We start from the raw sequence: 23,038 nt of genomic DNA, 5'->3' as shown, positions 1-23,038 counted from the left end.
GCCCCCACCCGTCACGTCTCGTCCGTGCCCGCCAAGTGGCCGAAGTCGTGGTCGGGGTGGTTGGGGGGTGGGGTCACGTCCAGGCCGTAGTGGTGGTAGAGCTGGAGTTCCTGTTCGGGGGAGAGGTGGCGGCCCACGCCGAAGTCGGGGGCGTCCTTGATGAGGGCCCGCTCGAAGGGGACGTGCAGGGTGCCCTCGACCAGTTCGCTGGGTTCGAGGGGGACGAAGGCGTCCCGGGAGAAGAGGCCCGTGCGTATGGCCGCCCACTCGGGCACCCCGGTGGCGTCGTCGAGGTAGACCTCGTCGATCGTGCCGATCTTGGCGCCGTTGCGGTCGAACGCTTTGCGCCCGATCAGGTTGCGCGGATCGATGTCGGTCTGCACGGGCCCTCCACTTGGTCGCAACTCATCCGTAAGCACTACAAAAGAGCAGATTGGGCAAGGCGGCCACTCGAAGGCCCGGTCGTTGACCTCGCTGGTACCCTGGCAAGCGGCTGCTGACCCCGTGCGGGAGAGTCCTCCGGATCATCACCGGAGGCGCCGAAGGAGCAAATCCTCCCCGGAATCTCTCAGGCCCACGTACCGCACGGACGAGGTCACTCTGGAAAGTAGGGCGGATGTCGACGGCTTCCGCTCTCACCGACGGTGAAAACCGGTGCCCTAGGGCGACCCGGTGAAACTCTCAGGTTGAGATGACAGAGGGGGAGGCCGTCGGGGTACCCGTGCCGGGGTGCCCCTCGAAGGTCGTGTCAGACCAGGAGGCCTCCGCAATGACCGCCCATCGCATTCCGCTCACCGAGCTCGAACAGGGCATCCCCTTCGAGCAGCGCCACATCGGGCCCGACCAGGAGGCGCGGGCCAAGATGCTCGCGCACGTCGGCTACGGCTCCCTCGACGAGCTCACCGCCGCCGCGGTGCCGGATGTGATCAAGAACGCCGACGCGCTCGACCTGCCGGGTGCCCGGACCGAGGCCGAGGTGCTCGCCGAGCTGCGCTCCCTCGCCGACCGCAACCAGGTCCTCGGCTCGATGATCGGGCTCGGGTACTACGGGACGTTCACGCCGCCCGTCATCCTGCGCAACGTCATGGAGAACCCGGCCTGGTACACGGCCTACACGCCGTACCAGCCGGAGATCTCCCAGGGGCGGCTCGAAGCCCTGCTGAACTTCCAGACCATGGTCGCCGAGCTCACCGGCCTGCCGACCTCGGGCGCCTCCCTGCTGGACGAGGGCACCGCCGCCGCCGAGGCGATGTCGCTGTCCCGGCGCATGGGCAAGAACAAGAAGGGCCTGTTCCTGGTCGACGCGGACACGCTGCCGCAGACCATCGCCGTCATCGAGACGCGTGCCGAGCCGACCGGCGTCGAGGTCGTCGTCGCCGACCTGAGCGAGGGCATCCCCGCCGAGCTCGCCGACCGTGAGATCAACGGCGTGCTCGTCCAGTACCCCGGCGCCTCCGGTGTCGTACGCGACATCAAGCCGGTCATCGACCAGGCGCACGAGCGCGGCGCGCTCGTCACGGTCGCCGCCGACCTGCTCGCCCTGACCCTGCTCACCTCCCCGGGTGAGCTCGGCGCGGACATCGCCATCGGCACGACCCAGCGCTTCGGCGTCCCGATGGGCTTCGGCGGTCCGCACGCCGGCTACATGGCCGTGCACGAGAAGTTCGCGCGCAGCCTGCCCGGGCGCCTCGTCGGCGTCTCCGTCGACGCCGACGGGAACAAGGCCTACCGGCTCGCCCTGCAGACCCGCGAGCAGCACATCCGCCGCGAGAAGGCGACCAGCAACATCTGCACCGCGCAGGTGCTGCTGGCGGTGATGGCGGGCATGTACGCCGTCTACCACGGGCCGGAGGGCCTCAAGGCCATCGCGCGCCGCACCCACCGTTACGCCACGATCCTCGCCGCGGGCCTCAGGGCCGGCGGGGTCGAGGTCGTCCACGGCGCCTACTTCGACACGCTGACCGTCAAGGTCGCCGGCCGCGCCGACGAGATCCTCGCCGCCGCCCGTGAGAACGGCGTCAACCTCCACCGGGTCGACGCCGACCACCTGTCCCTCGCCTGCGACGAGACCACCGACCGGGCCCAGCTGGCCGCCGTGTGGTCGGCGTTCGGCGTCGAGGCCGACGTCGAGGCGCTGGACGCGACCGCCGAGGACACCCTGCCGGACGCGCTGCAGCGCACCGACGACTACCTCACCCACCCGGTCTTCCACGAGCACCGCTCCGAGACCGCGATGCTGCGCTACCTGCGCAAGCTGTCCGACCGCGACTACGCGCTCGACCGCGGCATGATCCCGCTGGGCTCCTGCACCATGAAGCTCAACGCGACCACCGAGATGGAGCCGGTCACCTGGCCCGAGTTCGGCCAGCTGCACCCGTTCGCGCCCGCCGAGCAGGCCGCGGGCTACCTCACGCTGATCCACGAGCTGGAGGACCGGCTCGCCGAGGTCACCGGCTACGACAAGGTGTCCCTGCAGCCCAACGCCGGCTCCCAGGGCGAGCTGGCCGGTCTGCTGGCCGTCCGCGGCTACCACCGCGCCAACGGCGACGCGCAGCGCACGATCTGCCTCATCCCGTCCTCCGCGCACGGCACCAACGCGGCCAGCGCCGTGATGGCCGGCATGAAGGTCGTCGTCGTGAGGACCGCCGAGGACGGCGAGATCGACGTCGAGGACCTGCGCGCCAAGATCGAGCAGCACCGCGACGAGCTCGCCGTGCTCATGATCACGTACCCGTCCACGCACGGTGTGTTCGAGGAGCACGTCGCCGACATCTGCGCCCAGGTCCACGAGGCCGGCGGCCAGGTGTACGTCGACGGCGCCAACCTGAACGCCCTGGTCGGCCTCGCCAAGCCCGGCCACTTCGGCGGCGACGTCTCGCACCTGAACCTGCACAAGACCTTCTGCATCCCGCACGGCGGCGGCGGTCCGGGCGTCGGCCCGGTGGCCGTACGGTCGCACCTGGCCCCGTACCTGCCGAACCACCCCCTCCAGCCCGAGGCCGGCCCGGAGACGGGCGTCGGCCCGATCTCGGCGGCGCCGTGGGGCTCGGCGGGCATCCTGCCGATCTCGTGGGCGTACGTCCGGCTCATGGGCGGCGAGGGACTCAAGCGGGCCACGCAGGTGGCCGTGCTGTCCGCCAACTACATCGCCAAGCGCCTGGAGCCGCACTACCCGGTGCTCTACACCGGCCCCGGCAACCTGGTCGCGCACGAGTGCATCATCGACCTGCGCCCGCTGACCAAGGCGACCGGCGTGAGCGTCGACGACGTGGCCAAGCGGCTGATCGACTACGGCTTCCACGCGCCGACGATGTCGTTCCCGGTGGCCGGCACGCTGATGATCGAGCCGACCGAGTCCGAGGACCTGAGCGAGCTGGACCGGTTCTGCGACGCGATGATCGCGATCCGCGCGGAGATCGAGAAGGTCGGCACGGGCGAGTGGCCGGCCGAGGACAACCCGCTTTACAACGCCCCGCACACCGCCGCCGCGCTCGGCGGGGAGTGGGCGCACGCGTACACGCGTGAGGAGGCCGTGTTCCCGGCCGGTGTCTCGGCCGCCGACAAGTACTGGCCGCCGGTGCGCCGCATCGACCAGGCCTACGGCGACCGGAACCTGGTCTGCTCCTGCCCGCCGCTGGACGCGTACGAGGACTGAGTCCGTCCCCGGTGAGAGCCCCGCCCGTGGTCCGGGCGGGGCTCCGCCGTCTCCTGGGCGCCCTTAGGCCCGCAGACCCGTAAGCTCCGAGACCCGCAGGCTCTCGGGCTCTCGCGCTCTCAGGCCGAGGCCAGCGCCACCTCGGTCGACTTGATCAGGGCGATCACGTCGGAGCCCACGAACAGACCGAGGTCCTCGGCCGCGTCCTTGGTGATCACGGCCGTGAGTTCGCCGCCGTCCACGGAGACCTTCACCGAGGCCATGGCGCCGCCGAGGGCGAGATGGACGATCGCGCCGGGGAGCCGGTTGCGGATGGACAGGCCCTCGACCGCGCTCGTGGCGAGGGAGATTTCCGTCGACTTCACCAGGGCGCGGACCGGGGTGCCCGGGGCGAGGCCCAGCTGTTCGACGGCCTCCAGGGTGATGGCCGCCATCAGGTCCTGGCCGCCGTCCAGGCGGATCTTGACCGTGGCCATGACTTCGCCGGTGCGTACCTCGGTGACGGTGCCGGGCAGCTGGTTGCGGATGCTCAGTGTCATGGGCACCCACGGTAGAGCGCGCGCTCGTTCAGGCCGGGTATGCGTGTGTCTGCGTCGCCTTGACCGTCGCCCAGACAGCTGCGCCCGCCTGCAGATCCAGGTCGGCGGCGGCGACCGTGGTGACGTCGGCGGCCAGCGGGAGTTCACCGGTGAGGTCGGCGCGGATCTGGTCGCCGTGGATCTCCAGGCCGGCGATCCGGCAGCGCCACAGGTTGCGGGCGCTGGAGCCGGTGGGACGGTCCCGGTAGAGGGTGACCGCGCTGGGCGGGAACGCCACGAAGGCCGGGCCGGACAGGTCCTCGGTCGTGGTGATCGAGGGACCCGCGTCGAGCCGGACGGCGTGGCCCGCGGCCTGGCCCCGGTAGAGGTTCAGCCCGACCAGCCGGGCGATGTAGTCGGTCCGCGGATGGCGGGCGATGTCGGAGGGGGAGCCCTCCTGGACCACTTGGCCGTCCTCTATCACCACCAGCCGGTCCGCGAGCACCATCGCGTCCAGCGGGTCGTGCGTCACCAGGACGGCGACCGCCTCGAACTCGGCCAGGTGACGGCGGAGTTGGGCGCGTACCTCCAGGCGGGTGCGGGCGTCGAGGGCGGCGAGGGGCTCGTCGAGCAGCAGCAGCCGGGGGTGCGTGGCCAGGGCGCGGGCCAGCGCGACGCGCTGCGCCTGGCCGCCGGAGAGCCGGCGGGGCTTGGCGCCGGCCTGCTCGGTGAGGCCCATGCGGTCCAGCCACGCGGCGGCCTCGGCGCGGGCCTGAGCCTTGGTCGCGCCCTGGCAGCGCGGACCGAAGGCCACGTTGTCCAGCGCGGACAGGTGCGGGAAGAGCAAATAGTCCTGGAAGACGACGCCGACCGGGCGGGAATCCGGCGGCGTGCGCTCCAACGCGGCACCGTCCAGCCGCAGATGGCCGCCCGCCAGCGGGACGAGACCGGCCAGCGCGCGCAGCGCCGTGGTCTTGCCGGCGCCGTTGGGCCCGAGCAGCGCGACGACGTCACCGGGGGCGGCGGTGAGCGGGACGTCGAGCCGGAAGGAGCCGCGCTCCACGACCAGCCGGGCGTCGAGCCCGGCACCGTTCACACCCTTGGTGAGACGGTCGGTGGTGTCGTCTATGTCGGTCATGGAGCGCACATCCGGGGGTCGAGCGCGGTGCGGTGCGGGGAAGGGGATGGAACAGGCGGGGGCTCGGGCGATGCCGGACCGGAACGGGGGGCTTGTGGCAGCGGCTGGTGCTCAGGATCGTACGGCGACCGGTCACATCCCCGCGCCATGACGGCGCGGCGGCCCGTCACGATGTCGTCAGCCAGCGGTCCCGCAGGCCCGCCAGGACGGCGATGGACACCGCCAGCAGCACCAGGCTCAGGGCGATCGCCGCCTCCGGGTCGTTCTGGAGCGCGAGGTAGACGGCGAGGGGCATCGTCTGGGTGCGGCCGGGGAAGTTGCCCGCGAAGGTGATGGTCGCGCCGAACTCGCCGAGCGCGCGGGCCCAGGCGAGGACCGCGCCCGCCGCGATGCCGGGGGCGATCAGGGGCAGGGTGACCCGCCGGAAGGCGGTGAAGCGCGAGGCGCCGAGGGTGGTGGCCGCCTCCTCGAAGCGCGGGTCGGCGGCGCGCAGGGTGCCCTCGACGCTGATGACGAGGAACGGCATCGCGACGAAGGCCTCGGCGACGACGACTCCCGTCGTGGTGAACGGCAGCGTGATCCCGAACCACGCGTCCAGCCACTTGCCGATGACGCCGTTGCGGCCGAGGGCGAGAAGCAGGGCGACACCGCCCACCACCGGGGGCAGGACCAGCGGCAGGGTCACCAGGGCGCGTACGAAACCGCGTCCCGGGAACCGTGTGCGGGCCAGCAGCCAGGCCAGCGGTACGCCCAGGACCAGGCACACCGCGGTCGCCGCGGTGGCGCTGAGCAGGGACAGCTGGAGCGCCTGCCACACCTCGGCGCTGGTCAGCTGCTCGGGCAGGCCGTGCCAGGGGGCCCGGACGAGCAGGGCGACCAGCGGCAGCACGAGGAACGCCAGGGCCAGCACGCCGGGTACCAGCAGCGGCAGCGGCACTCCGCGCCGCGCCCGGACGCGCCGGCGCCGCTCCCCGCCCACCAAGGCGTCGGTCGCGGCACCGGACTGGTCCACCTTGCTCACGGCTTGAGGAACCCGGCCTGGGTCAGGACCTGCCGGCCCTCGGCGGACTCGACCAGCGCGATGAACGCCTTGGCCGCCTCGGCGTTGGGGGCGTCCTTCAGCACGGTGATCGGGTAGTCGTTGATGGCCTTGGCCGACTCGGGGAACTCCACGCCCTCCACCTTGTCACCCGCCGCCTTCACATCGGTCTTGTAGACCACCGCGCCGTCGGCCTCCTTCAGCACCACCTTGTTCAGGGCGGACTTGACGTCCTCCTCGTAGGAGGCCGGGGTCAGCTTGAGCTTGCTGGCCTCCAGGGCCTTCTGGGCGGCGGCGCCGCAGGGCACCGTCTTGTCGCACAGGACGACCTTGAGCCCGGACTTGGTGAGGTCCTTCAGGGAGGCGACCTTGTGGGGGTTGCCCGGCAGGGTGGCGATCTCCAGCTGGTTGCGGACGAAGGTGACCGGCGTGCCGACCGCGTCCTGCTTGTCCGTCACGATCGCCATGGTCTTGGGGCTGGCGGCGGCGAAGACGTCGGCGGGAGCGCCGCCCGTGATGCTCGCGGCGAGGGTGTCGCTGCCACCGAAGTTGAAGCTGACCTTGGTGCCCGGGTGCTGCTTCTCGAACTCCTTGCCCAGGGTCGTGAAACTCTCCTTGAGTGACGCGGCGGCGAACACGGTCACCGTGCCGGACAGCTTCGGCGACGCGGGCGACGAGGCCGACTTGTCCGACTTCGGGGACGCATCGGAGGAGTCGTCGGAGGAGGAGCAGGCGCTCAGTGCCAACAGGGCTGCGACACCTGCACCGGCCACCTGCAGCATCCGCCGGGTCCGGCGCGCGGAACGGGTCATCACGGTTGTACTCCTCTGACTCAACGGGAAAAGCTGTCGCGCCCTTCCACGGCCGCCTGGTGCCGACCGCGTGGCGATCATAATGCCGCAGATGCAAGCCATAGGTCTGCTGTCGCATCGCATGAGCCGTACACACTGCGGAGTGTGGTATGCATGTGCGTTTGTACGGTGGGCCCGGCCGGGTACGGTCAAGCGGGAGGTGGTCGCACATGACGTCCGCGGAAGTCGCCCTGACCGGAGACCTGGCCCGCCCGGCCCGGCTGACCGTGCCGGACCTGCTGTGCTGGCCGCAGCACCGGGTGCGGGTGAGCTTCGAATGCGCGACGCGCGGGACGCAGCGCCACGGGTTCGCCGGCCCGCGCCTGTACGACGTCCTGACCGACGCGGGGCCCGGCTTCGACCCGGTGCGGCGCAAGGACCGGCTGCGCTTCCTCATCGCCGTCAGCGGTACGGACGGCCATCACGCCCTGTTGTCCTGGGCCGAGATCGACCCCGATTTCGCCCACGCCCCCGTTCTGCTCGCCGTCAGCATCGACGACACCCCGCTCGACGCGGCCGGGCCTCAGCTGGTGCTGCCGCAGGACCGCTGCGGGGCCCGGCACATCAGCGGGATCACCGCGATCCGGGTGGACGGCGGGTACCACTGCTGGGGGCCGGCGCCCGCCACACCCGGTCGCGCGTCAGCGGCAGCTCCGTGAAGCGCGCGCCCGTCGCGTCCCGCAGCGCGTTGGCCAGGGCGGGGGCGACGGGGTTGAACGGGCTCTCGCTCATCGACTTGGCGCCCAGCGGCCCGATCGCGTCGGCCGTCTCCACGAAGTGCACCTCGGTGCGCGGCACATCGGCGTACTGGGGGAGCCGGTAGCGGCGGAAGGCTGCCGTCTCCACCGCGCCGGTGGCGTCGACGCGGACGTTCCCGAAGAGCGTGGCGCCGAGAGCCTGGGCCACACCGCCCTCGACCTGGCCCCGGCACTGCATCGGGTTCATCACCCGGCCCGCGTCCGCCGCGTGCACGCTGCGCAGGATACGGATCTCACCGGTGCCGGGGTCGGAGCTCGCGGCGGATCTCCTCCGCCAGCCGGAACGTCATGTGCCGCCGCCAGTCGGGCAGTCCGTGGATGTCGTCGAACCAGAGGTCGTCGGCGACGGCCGCGTCGATCGCCGAACGCAGCGCCCGCGCGGTGGGCGGCAGCGGGAACCACAGACGCACCGGGCGCACCGTGGCGGCGGTGCTTCGCGCACCTCGACCGGGCCGCCGCGTACTTCTTCACACCGTCGGGGCGCACGGTCGCGGCCACGGCGAACGCGGCCGCGATACCGGCACGCGAGGCCTCCGCGCTGGTGGCGAACGGCTCCGGGGTGACCGTCTCGGTCGAGGCCGGCGCCGCCTCGCCGTACGAGCGCCGGGTCCTCTACCTGCCCGACCCCGACGGCGCGCCCCGGATGCTGCACGAGGTCGCCGCGATCCTCGGCCGCGGCCAGGAGGCGGCGGCGCGGCGCCGGGCCACGGAACGCCGGGCGGCGGACGAACTGGCCGGGCCCGCCGCGCCGGCCGACGCCGTGGCGGCCGCACTGCTCCGCTGCGGGCTGCCCGATCAGGGGCCGTATCGGATGGTCGTCGCCAGCACCGGTGAGCGATGGCCCGGGGCGGCGGAGGGAGCGCTCGCGGAGGTGGCCGGACACCTGGTCACGGGGGTCGCCGGGGCCACCGGGGTCGTGGGGGTCGCGGCGGTGGGGCGGCTGCCGGACGGGGACGCGTGCGCGGTGCTTCCGGGCGTTCTCTCCGACGGCGACCTCGACGAGGCGTGGCGGCTCGTCGCCGCCTGCGAGCCCGCCGTACCCCTGCACGGCGGAACGGCCGCGCCCGCGGCCGGGCCCGGGGAACTGCGCGGGGCGCTGGCGCAGGCGCGCTACGGGCTCACCTCGGCCCGCACCACCGCACCGGAGGCCTCCGCCCTCACCGACGTGGCCACCCTCGCGAGCCTCGACACCCTGCTGACCGGTGTGCCGGCCGATGTCCGCGTCGCCTACAGCCGTACGGTCCTCGGCCCGCTGCTGGACACCGACCGTGCTGCCAACGCCGCCCTGCTGCACACCCTGCATCTGCACGTCAACACCGTGCACTACCGGGTCCAGCGGATAGAGCACTTCACCGGCCGCGACCTGTCGAGCCTCACGGATCGCCTCGACCTGTGGGCGGCACTGCTGTGCCGGCGGGGTGCGGCTGGCTCGGCCGGGTAGTGCCCGCTCGGCCGTGGCCGTCAGACGCGGTCGATGTGCACGTTCGTCGACTTCACCCGGGCCGTGGCCTCCATGCCGACCTCCAGGCCCAGTTCCTCGACGGCCTCCCGGGTCAGCAGGGAGACCAGCCGGTGGGGGCCGGCCTGGATCTCGACCTGGGCGGCGACGTCGCCGAGTTTGATCGCGGTGACGATGCCGGGGAAGGCGTTGCGCACCGAGGTGTACGACGTCTCCTCCTCGGCCGCTCCCGTTTTGGCGAGCTCGACGGAGAAGGCGGCCAGGTCCTTGCCGTCGATGACGCGGCGCCCGGCCTCGTCGCGGTGGGTCGTCACCCGGCCCGCGTCCGCCCAGCGGCGAGCCGTGTCCGGGCTCACGCCGAGCAGCCGTGCCGCCTGGCCGATCGTGTAGGACTGCATGCGGGTCACGATAGGGGCACGGGCCGGGAACGTGGACGTGGGGTTGGCCGTTGGGTATAACGCGATATAGCGTTAGTTCGCGAGAGTGGGTCGAGTCGTTCGTTCGGGCTGATCGGGGTGAGGGTATGTCGGCTGAGCTCGTGGGTGTGGGTGCGTCGCCAGGGGTGCGGGCCTCGCACGCGGACCGGGACCGCGTGGTGGACACGCTGACCGTCGCCGCGGGCGACGGCCGGCTGACCGCCGAGGAGCTGGACGAGCGGGTGGAGGCCGCGCTGACGGCCCGCACGCTGGGCGAACTGTCCGCGCTGACCGCGGACCTGCCCGCCTCGGCCGGGGCGCCTTCGGCCAAGGACGTCGTCCGCATCGAACAGCAGGGCGGCTCGACCTCGCGCGGGGACGGCTGGGTCGTGCCCCGGCGGCTGGAGATCGAGTCGGCCTGGGGCGACGTCACGCTCGACCTCACCGGGGCCGTGATCACGCACGACGCCCTGCGGATCGACCTGGACATGCGCGGCGGCACGCTGCGGCTCGTGACCCCGCCGGGTGTCGTCGTGGACACCGACGCGCTGGTGCTCGGCTACGCCAAGATCAAGTCACGTCCGGCCGGGGACTCCGGGACACCCGTGCTGCTGCGCGTGGAGATACACGGGCGGATGAGCTACGGCCGGGTCGTGACCGGGCCGCGGCGCCGCGGGCTGGGCCTCAGGAAAGCCCCGACTCCCTGAGCACCGCCCGCGCGGTCGTGTCGTCGATCTCGCGGCCCAGCCGCTCCAGCAGGTCCGCGCCCTGCCGCAGCGTGCCCCGCTCCAGTGAGCGGCGCACGCCCGTGTCGAGCTCGTGCCAGAGCAGGGGGTTGGCGGCGAGGACGCGCGGGTCGAGCTCCAGACGGTGACCTCGGGCGTCGCGCAGGACGAGGTGCGAGGAGACGTCGCCGAGTAGCCGTACGGCCACCAGCGCGTCGGTACGGACGGTGTGCCGCCGCAGGGTGCCGCGTACCGCCAGCCAGCCCGGGCCGGCGGTGACGCGAGGGGGGAGCAGGACGACGAAGGCCGCGGTGGACAGGGTCAGCCACAGCGCGGCGCGCGACGGTGTCAGGGTGCCCGCGTCCCAGTCGATCAGCAGGGACAGGGCAGCGAAGGCGAGGGCACAGCTGACGGCGAGCCGGGCGCTGCCGCGCCAGTGTCGGTCGCCGGTGAGGCTCGGCGGTCCATTCCGTCGCACGCTGTCGACGCTAGGCCCGGACGAGCGCGGCGCCCCCGGCCGCTGACGGCCTCCTGACGCCGCACCCCTGGATCTTGACACCCTCCTGACGCCTGACGCGCCGCGGGGCTGGGCGCCGGGGCCCTGGGTCAGCCGGTGTGGACGCGGGGGCGGCGGGCCCGGTCCGGCTCCGCCTCGCGGAGCACCTCGCGGGTGACCGGCGCGACCTCGCCCTGGCCGAAGAGGAAGAAGCGGAGGAAGTTGGCGAAGGGATTGCCCTCGGTCCACTCGAAGTAGATGTGCGGGGTGCAGCCGGTCGTGTCCCGGACGTGCAGGAGGAGTGCCGCCAGAGCGTTGGGGATGGAGGCGGACTCCACGGTCAGGACGCGGTAGCGGTTGTGCAGGACCTCGCCGCGTACGGTCAGGCCCGCCTCGAACTCCGAGGGGTCGGTCACCGTGACCTCGACGAAGACGAAGTCCTCCTGCTCGGGCATCTCGTTGTCGGCCCGGATCTGCTCGATCTTGTCGCGGTACTCGGCCTTGTCGCGTCGGTCGGGCTCGTTGGCGATGAGCCGGATCTTGCGGCTGGCCATGTCGCGGACGAATCGTTCCGCCATGTCGTCCAGCTCGACGTGCGTGACACGGAGCTCGAAGGCACGGGCCAGCCGGGACATCAGCGAGACCAGGATGATGCCGGCGATGAAGCAGGCACCGATCTTCACACCGTCCGGGCGCTCGATCACGTTGACCACGGTCGTGTAGAGGAAGACCGTAGAGATGACCGCGAACCCGATGCACCAGTTCCGCTGGCCGGCCTTGTGCGCCGCGATGGTCACGGCGATGGCCGCGGAGCTGATGAGCACCAGCACACCGGTGGCGTAGGCGCCGCCCTGCGCGTCGACGTCGGCGTCGAAGATCCAGGTGACCAGGAAGGCGACCAGGGTGAAGACGATGACCATGGGACGCACCGCGCGCGCCCAGTGCGGGGCCATGCCGTAGCGGGGGAGGTAGCGCGGCATCAGGTTGAGCAGGCCCGCCATGGCGGAGGCGCCGGCGAACCAGAGGATGGCGATGGTCGAGACGTCGTAGACCGTGCCGAAGGCGTTGCCGAGGTACTCGTGAGCCAGATAGGCCAGCGCACGGCCGTTGGCCTGGCCGCCGGACTTGAACTCGTTCTCGGGGATGAGCAGCGTGGTGATGAAGCTGGTGGCGATCAGGAAGCAGCTCATGATCACGGCGGCGGTGGTCAGCAGCTTCTTGGTGTCCCGGATCCGGCCGACCGGCCTCTCCTCGGTGTCGCCGGGGTCGCCCTCGACGTGCGGCATGACGGCGACGCCGGTTTCGAAGCCGGACAGGCCCAGCGCGAGTTTCGGGAAGACGATCAGGGCCACGCCGATCATGACGAACACGTTGCCGTGCTCCGCCGTCAGGGCGCTGGTCCAGTCGGTGATCACATGGCCCGCGGTGGCGACGTGCCACATGCCCACGATGACGACGACGACGTTCAGGGCGAGGTAGATGCCGACCAGGGCGACGGCGACGCCGATCGCCTCCAGGAAGCCCTTGAGGAACACGGCGCCGAGCAGTGCCACCAGCAACAGGGTGATCACCAACTGCTTGTCGTGCAGGGCGCCGGTCAGGTGCGGGTTCTCCACCAGGTGGGTGGAGGCGTCGGCGGCCGACAGGGTGATGGTGATCAGGAAGTCGGTGGCCGCGAAGCCGAGCAGGGTCAGGACGAACAGCTTGCCCTGCCAGAAGGAGAGCAGCCGCTCCAGCATGGCGATGGAGCCCTCGCCGTGCGGGCTCTCCTCGGCGACCCGGCGGTAGACCGGCAGGGCGCCGGCCAGGGTGACTATGACGAGCACGATGGTGGCGATCGGCGACAGCAGACCGGCCGCCAGGGCGGCGATGCCCGGCTGGTAGCCGAGGGTGGAGAAGTAGTCCACGCCGGTCAGGCACATCACCCGCCACCAGCGCTGGCCCTTGTGCGTCGGCGCCGCCTCGGCCTGCGGTCCGTGGTGGCCGGCACCCTTGCCCATGTCGGACAGGCCTTCCAGCATCCACGCCCGAAGGCGACTGGGAGGCGGGTGTTCGGTCGTGGCCATCGGCCTGCTCCTTGTGCGGCTCAGTGTATTTTCCGGCCATCACGCGGACGGCCGCACCAGCGTATGCAGAGAGTGATGTCCGGGCCCATGGATCACGTGGCCATGGGCGTCAAGCTTGCGTTAAGAATGGCCCGGTGGGGGCAGGTGCCGCATCAAGAAGCGGAGGCGTGGACGCCGGGGCCGCGCATTGGACTGTATGGGGGAGGGCCGCCGATTCGCGGTGGTCGGATACCGAGCGTCATCCCCGCATCGACCTTACGCCCCTGTCGCTCCTGCCGCCGTTGTCGCCGAGCGGTGGTACCGGTGCCGGCCGCTCCGCCGGTGTGAGCGGGGATTCAGGAGGCGCCGCGCCCCGGCAGCAGGTCGGCGAGCCTGTTCAGCCGCGCGGTGTCGCACGACCCCGGGTGGACGGAGACGGCACCGACGCGCCGACGGTGAATCCATCCGCGGGCGGCCGTCCGACAGTCCTGCTCAGCAAGGAATTTGCGGCTTCCGTACGGGCGCGGCAGGCAGGCTGTCAAGGACCCGTCAAACGTCCCTGAGGAGGCGTCAGGAGCGCGTCAACGCCGAGCGCTCGCGACTGGATCCGGTCGCAGACTGAGCGGCACGGGGGACGGGCGACCGTCCGTGGCGTGTACGTGGGAGGGACCGTGACAGTCACGGCCGGCACAACGCACAGTCCTCAGGCTGAGGCTGTCGAGCAGCCGCGGAGAGCGGCGGTCGTCCCGCCCGGGCGGAGCCCCGCACCGCGGCCGCGAGGGCGGTCGCGGGCGGAGGGGTCGAGGCACCGCCTCAGGCAGCAGGCCGTGGCCGCGCGGGCCGCTCTGCGCCGCCGGTACTGGGCCACCGTGCCCGCCCGGCTGCGCCTTCTGCGCGCGTCCACGGTCCTGCTCGCCGCCGCCCTGACGGCACTGCTGGCCGTGGCCGGACTCGCCGCCGACGGCACCTGGAACGCCGTCGCCGACCGCGACGCCCCGCGCACCACCAGCGCCGCCGACCTCAACCTCGCCCTCAACGACATGGACGCGCAGGCCGCCAACCTCCTGCTGTCCAGCGGAGACGCGGGCAAGGGCGAGCTGGAGACACCGCACACGAAGGCCACCGGCTTCTACGGCGACGCCCGGCGCGAGATCGGCCACGATCTGCGCACCCTCGCCGTCGCCGCCCAGGGCGACCGGGGCGACGAGAAGACCGTGGAGTCGCTCACCGACGACTTCGCCGAGTACCAGGAGCTCATCGGCCGCGCCCTGGAGAACGACGCCCGCGGTGGCGGCAAGCCGGACGCGCTGCACGACTACCGCGACGCCACCGACCTCCTGCAGAACAAGCTCCTGCCCGAGGCGCGCACCCTGGTGTCCTCCAACGACGCGGCCTTCAACCGCCAGTACACGGCCGCCCGTTCGACCCTCGCCGCCCAGCTCGCGGCCGTCCTCGTCCTCGGTCTGCTGCTCCTCGGCGCACTCGGTGTCCTGCAGTGGTACCTCACCCGGCGGTTCCGCCGGATCATCAATCCCGGTGTGCTGGCCGCCACCGTCTGCACCATCGTCGCCGTCCTCCTCGGCGGCGGGCTGCTGACCGCCTGTGCCGATCACCTGCGCGTGGCCCGGCACGACGCCTTCGACTCCGTCGTCGCGCTCTCCCGCGCCCGCGCCCTGTCCTACGACGCCAACGCCGACGAGAGCCGCTTCCTCCTCGACCCCGAGCGCCGGACCCGGTACGCGGACTCCTTCCTCGCCAAGTCCCAGAAGCTGTACGGGCTCAGGGGCGCCACCCTCGCCACGTACGACGACCGGCTCGCCGCCACCTGGCGGGACTACACGGCCGACCACGACGCCCCGCACTTCACCGGCGAGTTCCGGCGCGAGCTCGACAACATCACCTTTCCCGGGGAGCGGGCCGCCGCCGAGCGGACGGTGGAGGCGTACGCGGTCTACGAGCGCGACGACCGGAAGGTGCGCGCGCTGTTCGCGGCCGGCGAGGAGCGGGAGGCGGTGGAGTTCTGCATGGGCTGGGAGGCCGGGACGTCCAACGCGCACTTCGGAGAGTGGATGGCCGCGCTGGACAGGGTGACGGACATCAACCGCGCCCACTTCACGTCGTCCGTGGCGGCGGGCCGATCCGAACTCGCCGACCAACTGCCGTGGGCCTGCGGCCTGTTGCTCCTCGCCATCGGACTCACCGGGCTCGGCCTCAGGCCCCGGCTGGCCGAGTTCCGCTGAGTGCCCGGCCGGCGCCGGCCCGCTCAGGCGTCCGCCAGCCGGGCCTCTTCGAGGTCCAGGGACCGCTGCAGGCGCCTGCGCGTGGTGTCGCTGATCGTGTGCTCGTCGTACAGCCGCTGCAGCTCCGCGGTCTCCACGGCGATCAGGTCGCGGCGCAGCTGGCGGTAGACCAGGTCGGCGGACTCGGCGGGCACGCCGTCGCCGCTGCCGTCGGTCAGCCGGTCGCGGGCGTCGTCCAGCCGGGCGTTGAGGCCGCGCCGCAGCCGGTCGAGGACCACGTCCGGTACGGCCTCCAGCTCCGACAGCTCCTCCAGGCGCCGGATGCCCGCGTCCGCGAGCCGGCAGCGGGCGGCGGCCTCCTCGCGCTCGGTGTGGTCGGGCTCCAGGGCGATGCCGGAGCGGCGCACCACCGGGGCCAGCGTGAAGCCCTGGACGACGAGGGTGACCACGACGACCGAGGTGGTCAGTACCAGCACCAGCGGACGGTCCGCCAGGGCGGCGCCGCTCTTCGTGGTCTCCGGGATCGACAGGGCGGCCGCCAGCGGCACCACCCCGCGGGTGCCCGCCCAGGTCAGCACCATCGGCAGCCGCCAGTTCAAGCGCGGGACGCCGCCCTTGCGCTGCACCACCGCCGACAGCGGCGCCAGCCACAGCAGGCGTACCGCGATCAGCGTGCCCGCCACCAGGAGGGCGTACAGCGGCCACGTCCGGTCGCCGTCGGACAGCGCCACCACCTGCGCGGGCAGCGCCAGCCCTATCAGGCTGAAGACGACGCTCTCCAGCAGGAACACCACCGTGCCGTAGACGGCGTGCAGCTGGAGCCGGATGCGGGCGTTGGTCAGCCGGTCGCCGCGGCCGCCCAGGACCACGCCCGCGACCACCACCGCGGTGACGCCGGAGGTGTGCGCCGCCTCCGCGAGGACGTAGGACGCGTACGGCGTCACCAGCGCGATCACCGTCTCCAGGATCGGGTCTTCGGTACGCCGGCGGATCACGGTGACCACCGCCGCGACCGCCGCCCCGATCAGCGTGCCGCCGCCCGCGAGCAGGACGAACTCCCCGCCCGCCGCCCCCCATTTCGCTGCCGCGGACGCCACGGCGACGCTCACCGCGACCCGGAAGAGCACCAGCGAGGTCGCGTCGTTGAACAGACTCTCCGCCTGGACCAGGACCTGGACCTTCGGCGGCAGGGCGAGCCGGCGGCCGAGCGCGGTCACCGCGACCGGGTCGGTGCTGGCGAGGACGGCCCCGAGCACCAGCGCCATCGGCCAGGACAGCGGCGTCACCGCGGAGGCCACGGCGCCCACCGCCGCCGCCGAGGCCAGCACCAGGCCCACCGCGAGCACTCCGACCGGCTTCCACACCGCGCGCAGCTCGCGCCAGGACAGTTCCTCCGCGCTGGCGTACAGCAGCGGCGGGAGCACGACGAGGCCGATGATCTCGGGGCTGATCGCGATGTCCGGGGTGCCCGGCAGCAGGGCCACGGCGAGGCCCGCCACCACCAGCAGTGAGGGGGCCGGAATGCGCCACCGGCGTGCGAAGGTCGCCACCACCGTGGCCAGCACCACGAGTGCGAGAACCGTACCGACGCTGCGCATGCCGTCCCCCTGGGGCCCTGTACGGAGCCACCATGGCTCCCAGCCGACCAGACTTCCCGGCACACCTTCCCTCACCCTATCGGGCTCGCGATCGTCAAAACAGTGTCAACGTCCTCGTCAGCGGCGCCAGGGACGCGTCAAGAAGACTCCTGACGGCCGCACGGCGCGCTTCCCTGTGGGTGATGAACGACGTACGGCGCGGACGACTGAAGGTCTACCTCGGCGCGGCCCCGGGAGTGGGCAAGACCTACCGCATGCTCGACGAGGCGCGCCGCCGCGCGTCCCGGGGCGCCGACGTGGTGATCGGGTTCGTGGAGTGCCACGGCCGCCGCTGGACGCAGGCCATGTGCGACGACCTGGAGGTCGTGCCGCGCACCCGGTGCGGCTACCGCGGCGGCGAGTTCGAGGAGATGGACCTCGGCGCGGTCCTGGAACGCCGGCCGCGGATCGCGATCGTCGACGAGTTCGCCCACACCAACATCCCGGGCGGCGGCCGCAGCCCCAAGCGCTGGCAGGACGTCGAGGCGCTGCTCGCCGCGGGCATCGACGTCATCACGGCGGTCAACATCCAGCACCTGGAGTCCCTCAAGGACGTCGTCGAGAAGATCACCGGGGTGCCGCAGCACGAGACGGTGCCCGACGAGATCGTCCGGCGGGCCCAGCAGATCGAACTGGTCGACATCCCGCCCGAGGGGCTGCGCCGCCGGATGGCGCACGGCAACATCTACGCCCCCGAGAAGATCGACGCGGCCCTCGCCAACTACTTCCGCCCCGGCAACCTGACCGCGCTGCGTCAACTGGCGCTGCTGTGGGTGGCCGACCGGGTCGACGAGGCGCTCCAGTCGTACCGGGCCGAGCACGCCATCGCAAAGGTCTGGGAGACCCGGGAGCGGGTCGTGGTGGCGCTGACCGGCGGTCCCGAGGGCGACACGCTGGTACGGCGGGCCGCCCGCATCGCCGACCGGTCCGCGGGCGGCGACCTGCTCGCCGTGCACGTGGCCCGCAGCGACGGCCTCGCCGCGGGGGTCTCGCACGCCTCCCTGGCCCGGCAGCGCCGGCTCGTCGAGGACCTCGGCGGCAGCTACCACTCGGTCGTCGGGGACGACGTGGCCACCGCCCTGGTGGAGTTCGCCCGCACCGAGAACGCCACCCAGCTCGTCCTCGGCACCAGCCGCCGCGGCCGCCTGGAACGCTTCCTGACCGGACCCGGCACGGGGGAGACGGTCACCGAGCTGAGCGGTGACATCGACGTGCACCGGGTCACCCACGAGCGGGCCGGACGCGGCACCCTGCTGCCGTCCCGGCGGCGCACGCTGTCGACGGCCCGGCTGATCGCGGGGCCGGTCGCGGGCCTGGTGCTGCCGGTGCTGATGACCGTCGCCCTCGCCCAGGCGCGCGGCACCGTGAACCTCACCAGCGAGGCCCTGCTGTTCCTGCTCGCGGTGGTCGGCGTGGCCTGCATAGGCGGGGTCGCCTCCGCCGTCGTCGCGTCCGTCACCGCGTCCCTGCTGCTCAACTACTGGTTCATCCCGCCCATCGGGGCGTTCACCCTCGACGACCCCAACGCGCTGGTGGCGGTGGGGGTGTTCGCGGTGGTGGCCGCCACCGTGGCCGCCGTCGTCGACCGTTCCCTGCGGCTGTCGCGGCGGGCGGCGCGGGCGACCGCCGAGGCGGAGACCATGTCCTCGCTGGCGGGCAGCATCGTGCGCGGCGGCCAGACGATCCCGGCCCTGCTGGAACGCACCCGCGAGACCTTCGGCATGGACTCCGTGGAACTCGTCGACGAGGTGCCCGACACCGATTCGGCATCCACCGTGGTCCCCGCGGGCCCCGGCAACCACCTGGTGCTGCGCGGCCGTACCCCGTCCTCCTCCGAGCGGCGGGTGCTGGCCGCGTTCGCCGCGCACGTCGGCTCCGCCGTCGAGCGGGCCCGGCTCGCCGAGGCAGCCGCCGAGGTCGAGCCGGTCCGGGCCGCCGACCGGATGCGCACCGCGCTGCTGCGGGCCGTGGGCCACGACCTGCGCACCCCGCTCGCCGCCGGCTGGGCCGCGGTGACCTCGCTGCGCAGCCGCGACGTCCAGTTCTCCGCCGAGGACCGCGACGAACTCCTCGCCACCGCCGACGAGTCCATGGCCAAGCTGAGCCGCCTGGTGGAGAACCTCCTCGACCTCAGCCGCCTGGAGGCGGGCGTGCTCACCCTCAATCTGCGGTCCACCGCGCTGGAGGAGGTCCTGCCGGCCGCGCTCGCGGACGTCCCCGACGTCGATGTGCGCGACCTGGAGGACCTGCCGCCCGTGCTCGCCGACCCGCCCCTGCTGGAGCGCGTGATCGCCAACCTGGCGGGCAACGCGGCCCGGCACAGCCCGTCCGGCACGCCGGTGCTGGTGACCGCGAGTGTCCTGGCGGGGCGCGCCGAACTCCGCGTCGTGGACCGGGGTCCCGGGCTTCCGCCGACGGGCCGGGACCGGCTCTTCGAGCCCTTCCAACGGCTCGGCGACACCGACAACACCACCGGACTCGGGCTGGGCCTCGCGCTGGCCCGGGGGCTGACCGAGGCCATGGACGGCACGCTGACCCCCGAGGACACGCCGGGCGGAGGCCTGACGATGGTCGTGTCCCTGCCGCTCGCCGAGCGTGCCCGACCCGCACCGGACCCGCACCCCCGTGGTGCGCAGAGCGTAGGAGGTGCCCCATGAGCACCCTGACCGGCATCCGGAGCCCGCACCGCGTCACGCGCCGGCCCCGGGCGACCGCCCGGCCGCCCCGGGACCTACTCGCCCTCGCGGCGGGCATGGTCCTTCCGCTTCTGGTGGCACTCGCCCTCGTGCCCTTCCGCACCGGCCTGTCGCACACCAACGCCGCCCTGGTCCTCGTCGTGGCGGTCGTCGCGGTCGCCGCGCTGGGCAGCCGTACGGCGGGCGTCGTCGCGGCGCTGTCGGCGGCGGCCTGGTTCGACTTCTTCCTGGCCAGCCCGTACGGCACGTTCGACATCGGCGCCGGCGCCGACATCGAGACGGCGGTGCTGCTGCTCGTCGTCGGCCTGATCGTGTCCCAACTCGCCGCACGCGCCCGCCGGCTGGAGGTCGTCACGGTGACCGACGCGGGCTACCTCGCCCGCATCCACGCCACGGCCGACCTCGTCCGGTCCGCCAAGTCCACCGACACCGTGGTCGACCACGTCCGCGGTGAACTGACCGGACTCCTCGGCCTGCGCTGCTGCCGCTTCGAGTACGGCACGCTCCTCGGGCAGCCGCAGCGGCTGCGCCAGGACGGCGGCGTCACGGTGGGGCGCAGGCCGTACGACATCGACGCGCACGGCTGGCCGGCGGGTGAGACCGAGCTGCGGGCGTACGGCAACGGGCACTACCTCGGCCGCTTCATGCTCACCCCCGGGCCGGGCCCGGTGCCGCCGCCGCAGGCCCGCCTGGTCGCGGTGACCCTGGCCGACCAGACCGGGGCCGCGCTGGACACGGCGGGGCCGGTGCGCTGACCGACGCACTTGGCGTGATCTTGACATAACGGGAGGGTGGTCGGCGGAACCGCCCGCGCCCCGGCCACCGTTCCCTCTGGTGTGACGTCACCTCCCCCTCCCCGTACGGAACCCGGCCCGCGCTCCCAGCACATGGTGATCTGCGGCGACGACGGGCTCGCCCACCGGCTCGCCGTCGAACTGGACGCCGTGTGCGGCGAGGCGGTCACCGTCGTGCTGCCGTCCGGGCACGACGAGCACGGCGCGGAGATCGCCGCGCTGCACCGCGACCCGGACTCGTCCGTCGAACTGCTGGTCGCCGCCCGGCCGGACGAGCGGACGCTGCGGGCCGCGGGCGTCGAACGGGCCGCGGCGCTCGCCCTCACCTACGGCGACGACCAGGTCAACATGACCGCCGCCCTGGTGGCCCGCGCGCTCAACCCCACCGTCCGGCTCGTCGTCCGGATGTACGACCGCGAGCGGGGCCGGCACCTGGAGCGGCTGCTCGACCGAGCGGCCCAGCTGTGCGACGACGCGGCACGGGACATGTCCACCACCGTGCTCTCCGACGCCGACACCGCCGTACCGGAACTCGTGGCGGCCGCCGCCGTCGGCCACGGACACACCCTCCAGGTCGAGGGCAAGGTCTTCCGCGGCGTGGTACGGCCCGCGGGGACGCCGCCGCAGCCCACCGACCTGGCCACCCTCGCCGTGCTGTCCGGCGCCCACCAGGACGACCCGGCGAGCCAGGACAGCGCGGAGACACCCGGCGAGGACGGCACCCAGCTGCTGCCGGACACCCGGACCGCGTACCACCGGCAGTTCACGCACGGGCGGCTGCTGCTGGAGGAGATCACGCACCACCACCCGACCGAACCGGCCGCCCGCGCCCGGCGCGGCCGCGCCCGGAGCTGGCTGCGGGCCCGCCTGGCCCACCTGCCGTGGCGGGTCTTCCTCTCCCACCAACTGGCCGCCGTCTACGGCACGCTGGCGGCGATCGTCGTCGCGCTCTCGACCGCCACCGCGCTCTTCGCCGACGAGCACCCCTGGTGGAAGAACACCTACCTGCCCCTGCTCGACATCTTCACCATGGGCGACCCGGCCACCGACGAGTCGGTCGCCCGGCGGGTGCTCCAGCTGATCGCCGGCTTCGTGGGCCTGGCCATCCTGCCGATGGTCGTCGCCGCGACGATGAACGCCACCGAGGCCTTCCGCGCGGCCTCCGCCGGCCATCCGCCCGACGACGACGTGACCGGCCACATCGTGCTGGTCGGGCTCGGGAAGGTTGGCACCCGGGTGCTCGTCCGGCTGCACACCACGGGCCACCAGGTGGTGGTGATCGAACGCGACCCGCACGCCCGCGGCATCGCCCTGGCCCGGGAACTCGGCGTCCCGCTGATCCTGGAGGACGCCACCGCCCCGGGCGTGCTCGACCGCGCGCGGGTCCGAGAGTGCGGCTCGCTGCTCGTCCTCACCCGCGACGACGGGCAGAACCTCGACATCGTCATGGCCGTCCGTGAGCAGAATCCCGCCGTGCGGGTGGTGACCCGGCTCTACGACGACGACTTCGCCGCGACCGTGCAGCGCACCCTGCGCGCCTCCTACCCCGACGCGCTGACCCGCAGCCGCAGCGTCTCGGCGCTGGCCGCGCCCTCCTTCGCCGCCGCCATGATGGGCCGCCATGTGCTCGGGGTGATGCCGGTGGAGCGGGGCTCGCTGCTGTTCACCTGCGTGGACGTGGCCGGGCATGCCGAGCTGGAGGGGCGGTCCGTGCACGAGGCGTTCCGGGAGAACGAGTGGCGGGTGCTGGCGGTGGGGGCCGCCGCCGGGCCCGTGCCGTCGTCGGAGTCGGACACCCTCGCCGGGCTCCGCCTCGACCGGCAGGGCTTCGACTGGCGGCCGGTGCAGGGGCGGGTGCTGCGGTCCGGCGACCGCGTGGTCCTCGCGACGACCCGGCGGGGCCTGGACATCCTGATGACGGGGGTGCAGCCGCATCCGACGGGGCGGCGGGGCTGACGGGACCGAGCGGCCGGGGGACTACCCCAGGCCGGACGCCCGGAACACGCTCAGTGCCGTCTCCCGGTCGACGCGCTCCGCGACGCGGCGCAGCGCGGTCGTCCCGCACATCAGGAACCCGGCCTCCGAGGACCTGCGGGCGTCCTCGTCGAGCCGGAACCAGAGGTCCGGGTTGTTCACGAAGACCTCGGGGTCGAGCTCGACCCGGTCGCCGAAGGCGTCCCGCAGGACGAGACGCCGGGAGACCCCGTCCAGACAGCGCACGGACACGAGTATGTCGGTGCGGACCCGCCGGGTGCGCAGCAGACGGCGGGAGGCGAGCCAGCCCTCGCCCGCCGAGACCCGGGCCGGGAACAGCACCACGAACAGCAGCAGCGCGAGCGTGGCCCACAGGGTGCCGCGCCACCAGCTCAGGTCGCCCGTGCCCCAGTCGATCAGGAACAGCAGGCCCAGCAGCACGCCGGAACAGCGGACCGAGCTGTACAGATCCTCGGCCCAACGGCGGTCGTACAGCACGCGGCGCTCCATGCGGGCGAGCGTAGAGACCCCGGCAGCCGGGACGGCACGGCTGCGCCGCGCATTGACGGGACTCTGACGAGCCCGCCTCCGTTCTTG

Annotated in this window: 18 protein-coding genes, 2 pseudogenes and 1 riboswitch; of the genes and pseudogenes, 8 read left to right on the top strand and 12 right to left on the bottom strand. The window is 72.9% G+C overall.

What is annotated here, in order from left to right; translation table 11 throughout:
- Positions 1–11 precede the first annotated feature (11 nt).
- Positions 12–383 carry a PRC-barrel domain-containing protein gene (locus IPZ69_RS08095; protein WP_235453314.1) on the bottom strand — a complete coding sequence of 124 codons (372 nt, stop codon included), beginning with the start codon at positions 381–383 and terminating at the stop codon, positions 12–14.
- Between the two features lie 114 nt (positions 384–497).
- A riboswitch (glycine riboswitch) is annotated at positions 498–594 on the top strand.
- Positions 595–769: 175 nt separating this feature from the next.
- Between IPZ69_RS08095 and gcvP the strand changes: the two genes are divergently transcribed.
- On the top strand, positions 770–3,655 hold the full coding sequence (gene gcvP, locus IPZ69_RS08090) for an aminomethyl-transferring glycine dehydrogenase (RefSeq protein ID WP_235453313.1): 2,886 nt from the start codon (positions 770–772) through the stop codon (positions 3,653–3,655).
- 119 nt (positions 3,656–3,774) lie between these two features.
- Here the strand turns inward: gcvP and IPZ69_RS08085 are convergent, their stop codons facing one another.
- The 4 genes from IPZ69_RS08085 to modA form a co-directional block, all read right to left on the bottom strand.
- Positions 3,775–4,194 (bottom strand): TOBE domain-containing protein, encoded by a 420-nt coding sequence (locus IPZ69_RS08085; RefSeq protein WP_235453312.1) that lies wholly within the window; start codon positions 4,192–4,194, stop codon positions 3,775–3,777.
- 28 nt (positions 4,195–4,222) lie between these two features.
- Positions 4,223–5,311: an ABC transporter ATP-binding protein gene (locus IPZ69_RS08080; protein WP_235453311.1), complete on the bottom strand. Its 1,089-nt coding sequence runs from the start codon at positions 5,309–5,311 to the stop codon at positions 4,223–4,225.
- 166 nt (positions 5,312–5,477) lie between these two features.
- Positions 5,478–6,332 (bottom strand): molybdate ABC transporter permease subunit, encoded by an 855-nt coding sequence (gene modB / locus IPZ69_RS08075; RefSeq protein WP_235453310.1) that lies wholly within the window; start codon positions 6,330–6,332, stop codon positions 5,478–5,480.
- Positions 6,329–7,162 (bottom strand): molybdate ABC transporter substrate-binding protein, encoded by an 834-nt coding sequence (modA, locus tag IPZ69_RS08070; RefSeq protein ID WP_235453309.1) that lies wholly within the window; start codon positions 7,160–7,162, stop codon positions 6,329–6,331. Before modA ends, modB begins: the two co-directional genes overlap by 4 nt.
- A 209-nt stretch (positions 7,163–7,371) precedes the next feature.
- On the opposite strand from modA, the gene IPZ69_RS08065 reads away from it, so the two are divergent.
- Positions 7,372–7,860, top strand: a complete 489-nt coding sequence (locus IPZ69_RS08065; RefSeq protein WP_235453308.1) for a molybdopterin-dependent oxidoreductase — start codon at positions 7,372–7,374, stop codon at positions 7,858–7,860.
- Here IPZ69_RS08065 and IPZ69_RS08060 read toward each other — a convergent pair.
- Together IPZ69_RS08060 and IPZ69_RS08055 are read right to left on the bottom strand one after the other, a co-directional pair.
- Positions 7,775–8,209 (bottom strand): annotated as a pseudogene (locus IPZ69_RS08060) (molybdopterin cofactor-binding domain-containing protein); the annotation flags it as partial. The gene IPZ69_RS08065 and the pseudogene IPZ69_RS08060 overlap by 86 nt on opposite strands.
- Positions 8,193–8,390 (bottom strand): annotated as a pseudogene (locus IPZ69_RS08055) (FAD binding domain-containing protein); the annotation flags it as partial. The pseudogenes IPZ69_RS08060 and IPZ69_RS08055, both read right to left, overlap by 17 nt.
- A gap of 110 nt (positions 8,391–8,500) precedes the next feature.
- On the opposite strand from IPZ69_RS08055, the gene IPZ69_RS08050 reads away from it, so the two are divergent.
- The gene (locus tag IPZ69_RS08050) at positions 8,501–9,400 is read left to right on the top strand and encodes a PucR family transcriptional regulator (protein WP_235453307.1); all 900 of its coding nucleotides are present in this window, start codon (positions 8,501–8,503) and stop codon (positions 9,398–9,400) included.
- Between the two features lie 20 nt (positions 9,401–9,420).
- On the opposite strand, the gene IPZ69_RS08045 is transcribed toward IPZ69_RS08050, so the two are convergent.
- On the bottom strand, positions 9,421–9,816 hold the full coding sequence (locus IPZ69_RS08045) for a TOBE domain-containing protein (protein ID WP_235453306.1): 396 nt from the start codon (positions 9,814–9,816) through the stop codon (positions 9,421–9,423).
- A gap of 125 nt (positions 9,817–9,941) precedes the next feature.
- Here IPZ69_RS08045 and IPZ69_RS08040 point away from each other — a divergent pair, with 125 nt between their 5' ends.
- On the top strand, positions 9,942–10,541 hold the full coding sequence (locus IPZ69_RS08040; RefSeq protein ID WP_235453305.1) for a DUF1707 SHOCT-like domain-containing protein: 600 nt from the start codon (positions 9,942–9,944) through the stop codon (positions 10,539–10,541).
- Here the strand turns inward: IPZ69_RS08040 and IPZ69_RS08035 are convergent.
- Positions 10,519–11,037 carry a hypothetical protein gene (locus tag IPZ69_RS08035; protein WP_235453304.1) on the bottom strand — a complete coding sequence of 173 codons (519 nt, stop codon included), beginning with the start codon at positions 11,035–11,037 and terminating at the stop codon, positions 10,519–10,521. The genes IPZ69_RS08040 and IPZ69_RS08035 overlap by 23 nt on opposite strands.
- 128 nt (positions 11,038–11,165) lie before the next feature.
- On the bottom strand, positions 11,166–13,121 hold the full coding sequence (locus IPZ69_RS08030; RefSeq protein ID WP_235453303.1) for an amino acid transporter: 1,956 nt from the start codon (positions 13,119–13,121) through the stop codon (positions 11,166–11,168).
- A gap of 806 nt (positions 13,122–13,927) precedes the next feature.
- On the opposite strand from IPZ69_RS08030, the gene IPZ69_RS08025 reads away from it, so the two are divergent.
- Positions 13,928–15,340 (top strand): hypothetical protein, encoded by a 1,413-nt coding sequence (locus IPZ69_RS08025; RefSeq protein ID WP_235453302.1) that lies wholly within the window; start codon positions 13,928–13,930, stop codon positions 15,338–15,340.
- Positions 15,341–15,363: 23 nt separating this feature from the next.
- On the opposite strand, the gene IPZ69_RS08020 is transcribed toward IPZ69_RS08025, so the two are convergent.
- Positions 15,364–16,938 (bottom strand): Na+/H+ antiporter, encoded by a 1,575-nt coding sequence (locus IPZ69_RS08020; protein ID WP_235453301.1) that lies wholly within the window; start codon positions 16,936–16,938, stop codon positions 15,364–15,366.
- A 182-nt stretch (positions 16,939–17,120) separates the two neighbouring features.
- On the opposite strand from IPZ69_RS08020, the gene IPZ69_RS08015 reads away from it, so the two are divergent.
- The 3 genes from IPZ69_RS08015 (at position 17,121) to IPZ69_RS08005 (ending at position 22,423) form a co-directional block, all read left to right on the top strand.
- Positions 17,121–19,634 carry a sensor histidine kinase gene (locus IPZ69_RS08015; RefSeq protein ID WP_235453300.1) on the top strand — a complete coding sequence of 838 codons (2,514 nt, stop codon included), beginning with the start codon at positions 17,121–17,123 and terminating at the stop codon, positions 19,632–19,634.
- Positions 19,631–20,428 (top strand): DUF4118 domain-containing protein, encoded by a 798-nt coding sequence (locus tag IPZ69_RS08010; protein WP_308407435.1) that lies wholly within the window; start codon positions 19,631–19,633, stop codon positions 20,426–20,428. The genes IPZ69_RS08015 and IPZ69_RS08010 overlap by 4 nt, the downstream gene beginning before the upstream one ends.
- A gap of 81 nt (positions 20,429–20,509) precedes the next feature.
- The gene (locus IPZ69_RS08005; protein WP_235453299.1) at positions 20,510–22,423 is read left to right on the top strand and encodes an NAD-binding protein; all 1,914 of its coding nucleotides are present in this window, start codon (positions 20,510–20,512) and stop codon (positions 22,421–22,423) included.
- A gap of 21 nt (positions 22,424–22,444) precedes the next feature.
- Here IPZ69_RS08005 and IPZ69_RS08000 read toward each other — a convergent pair whose 3' ends face one another.
- Positions 22,445–22,951 (bottom strand): hypothetical protein, encoded by a 507-nt coding sequence (locus tag IPZ69_RS08000; protein ID WP_235453298.1) that lies wholly within the window; start codon positions 22,949–22,951, stop codon positions 22,445–22,447.
- Positions 22,952–23,038: the final 87 nt, after the last annotated feature.

Source organism: Streptomyces olivochromogenes (assembly GCF_021538895.1).
Lineage (GTDB): Bacteria > Actinomycetota > Actinomycetes > Streptomycetales > Streptomycetaceae > Streptomyces > Streptomyces olivochromogenes_A.
The sequence above is the reverse complement of the archived record's forward strand: the minus strand, read 5'-3'. Positions and strand labels throughout refer to the sequence as shown.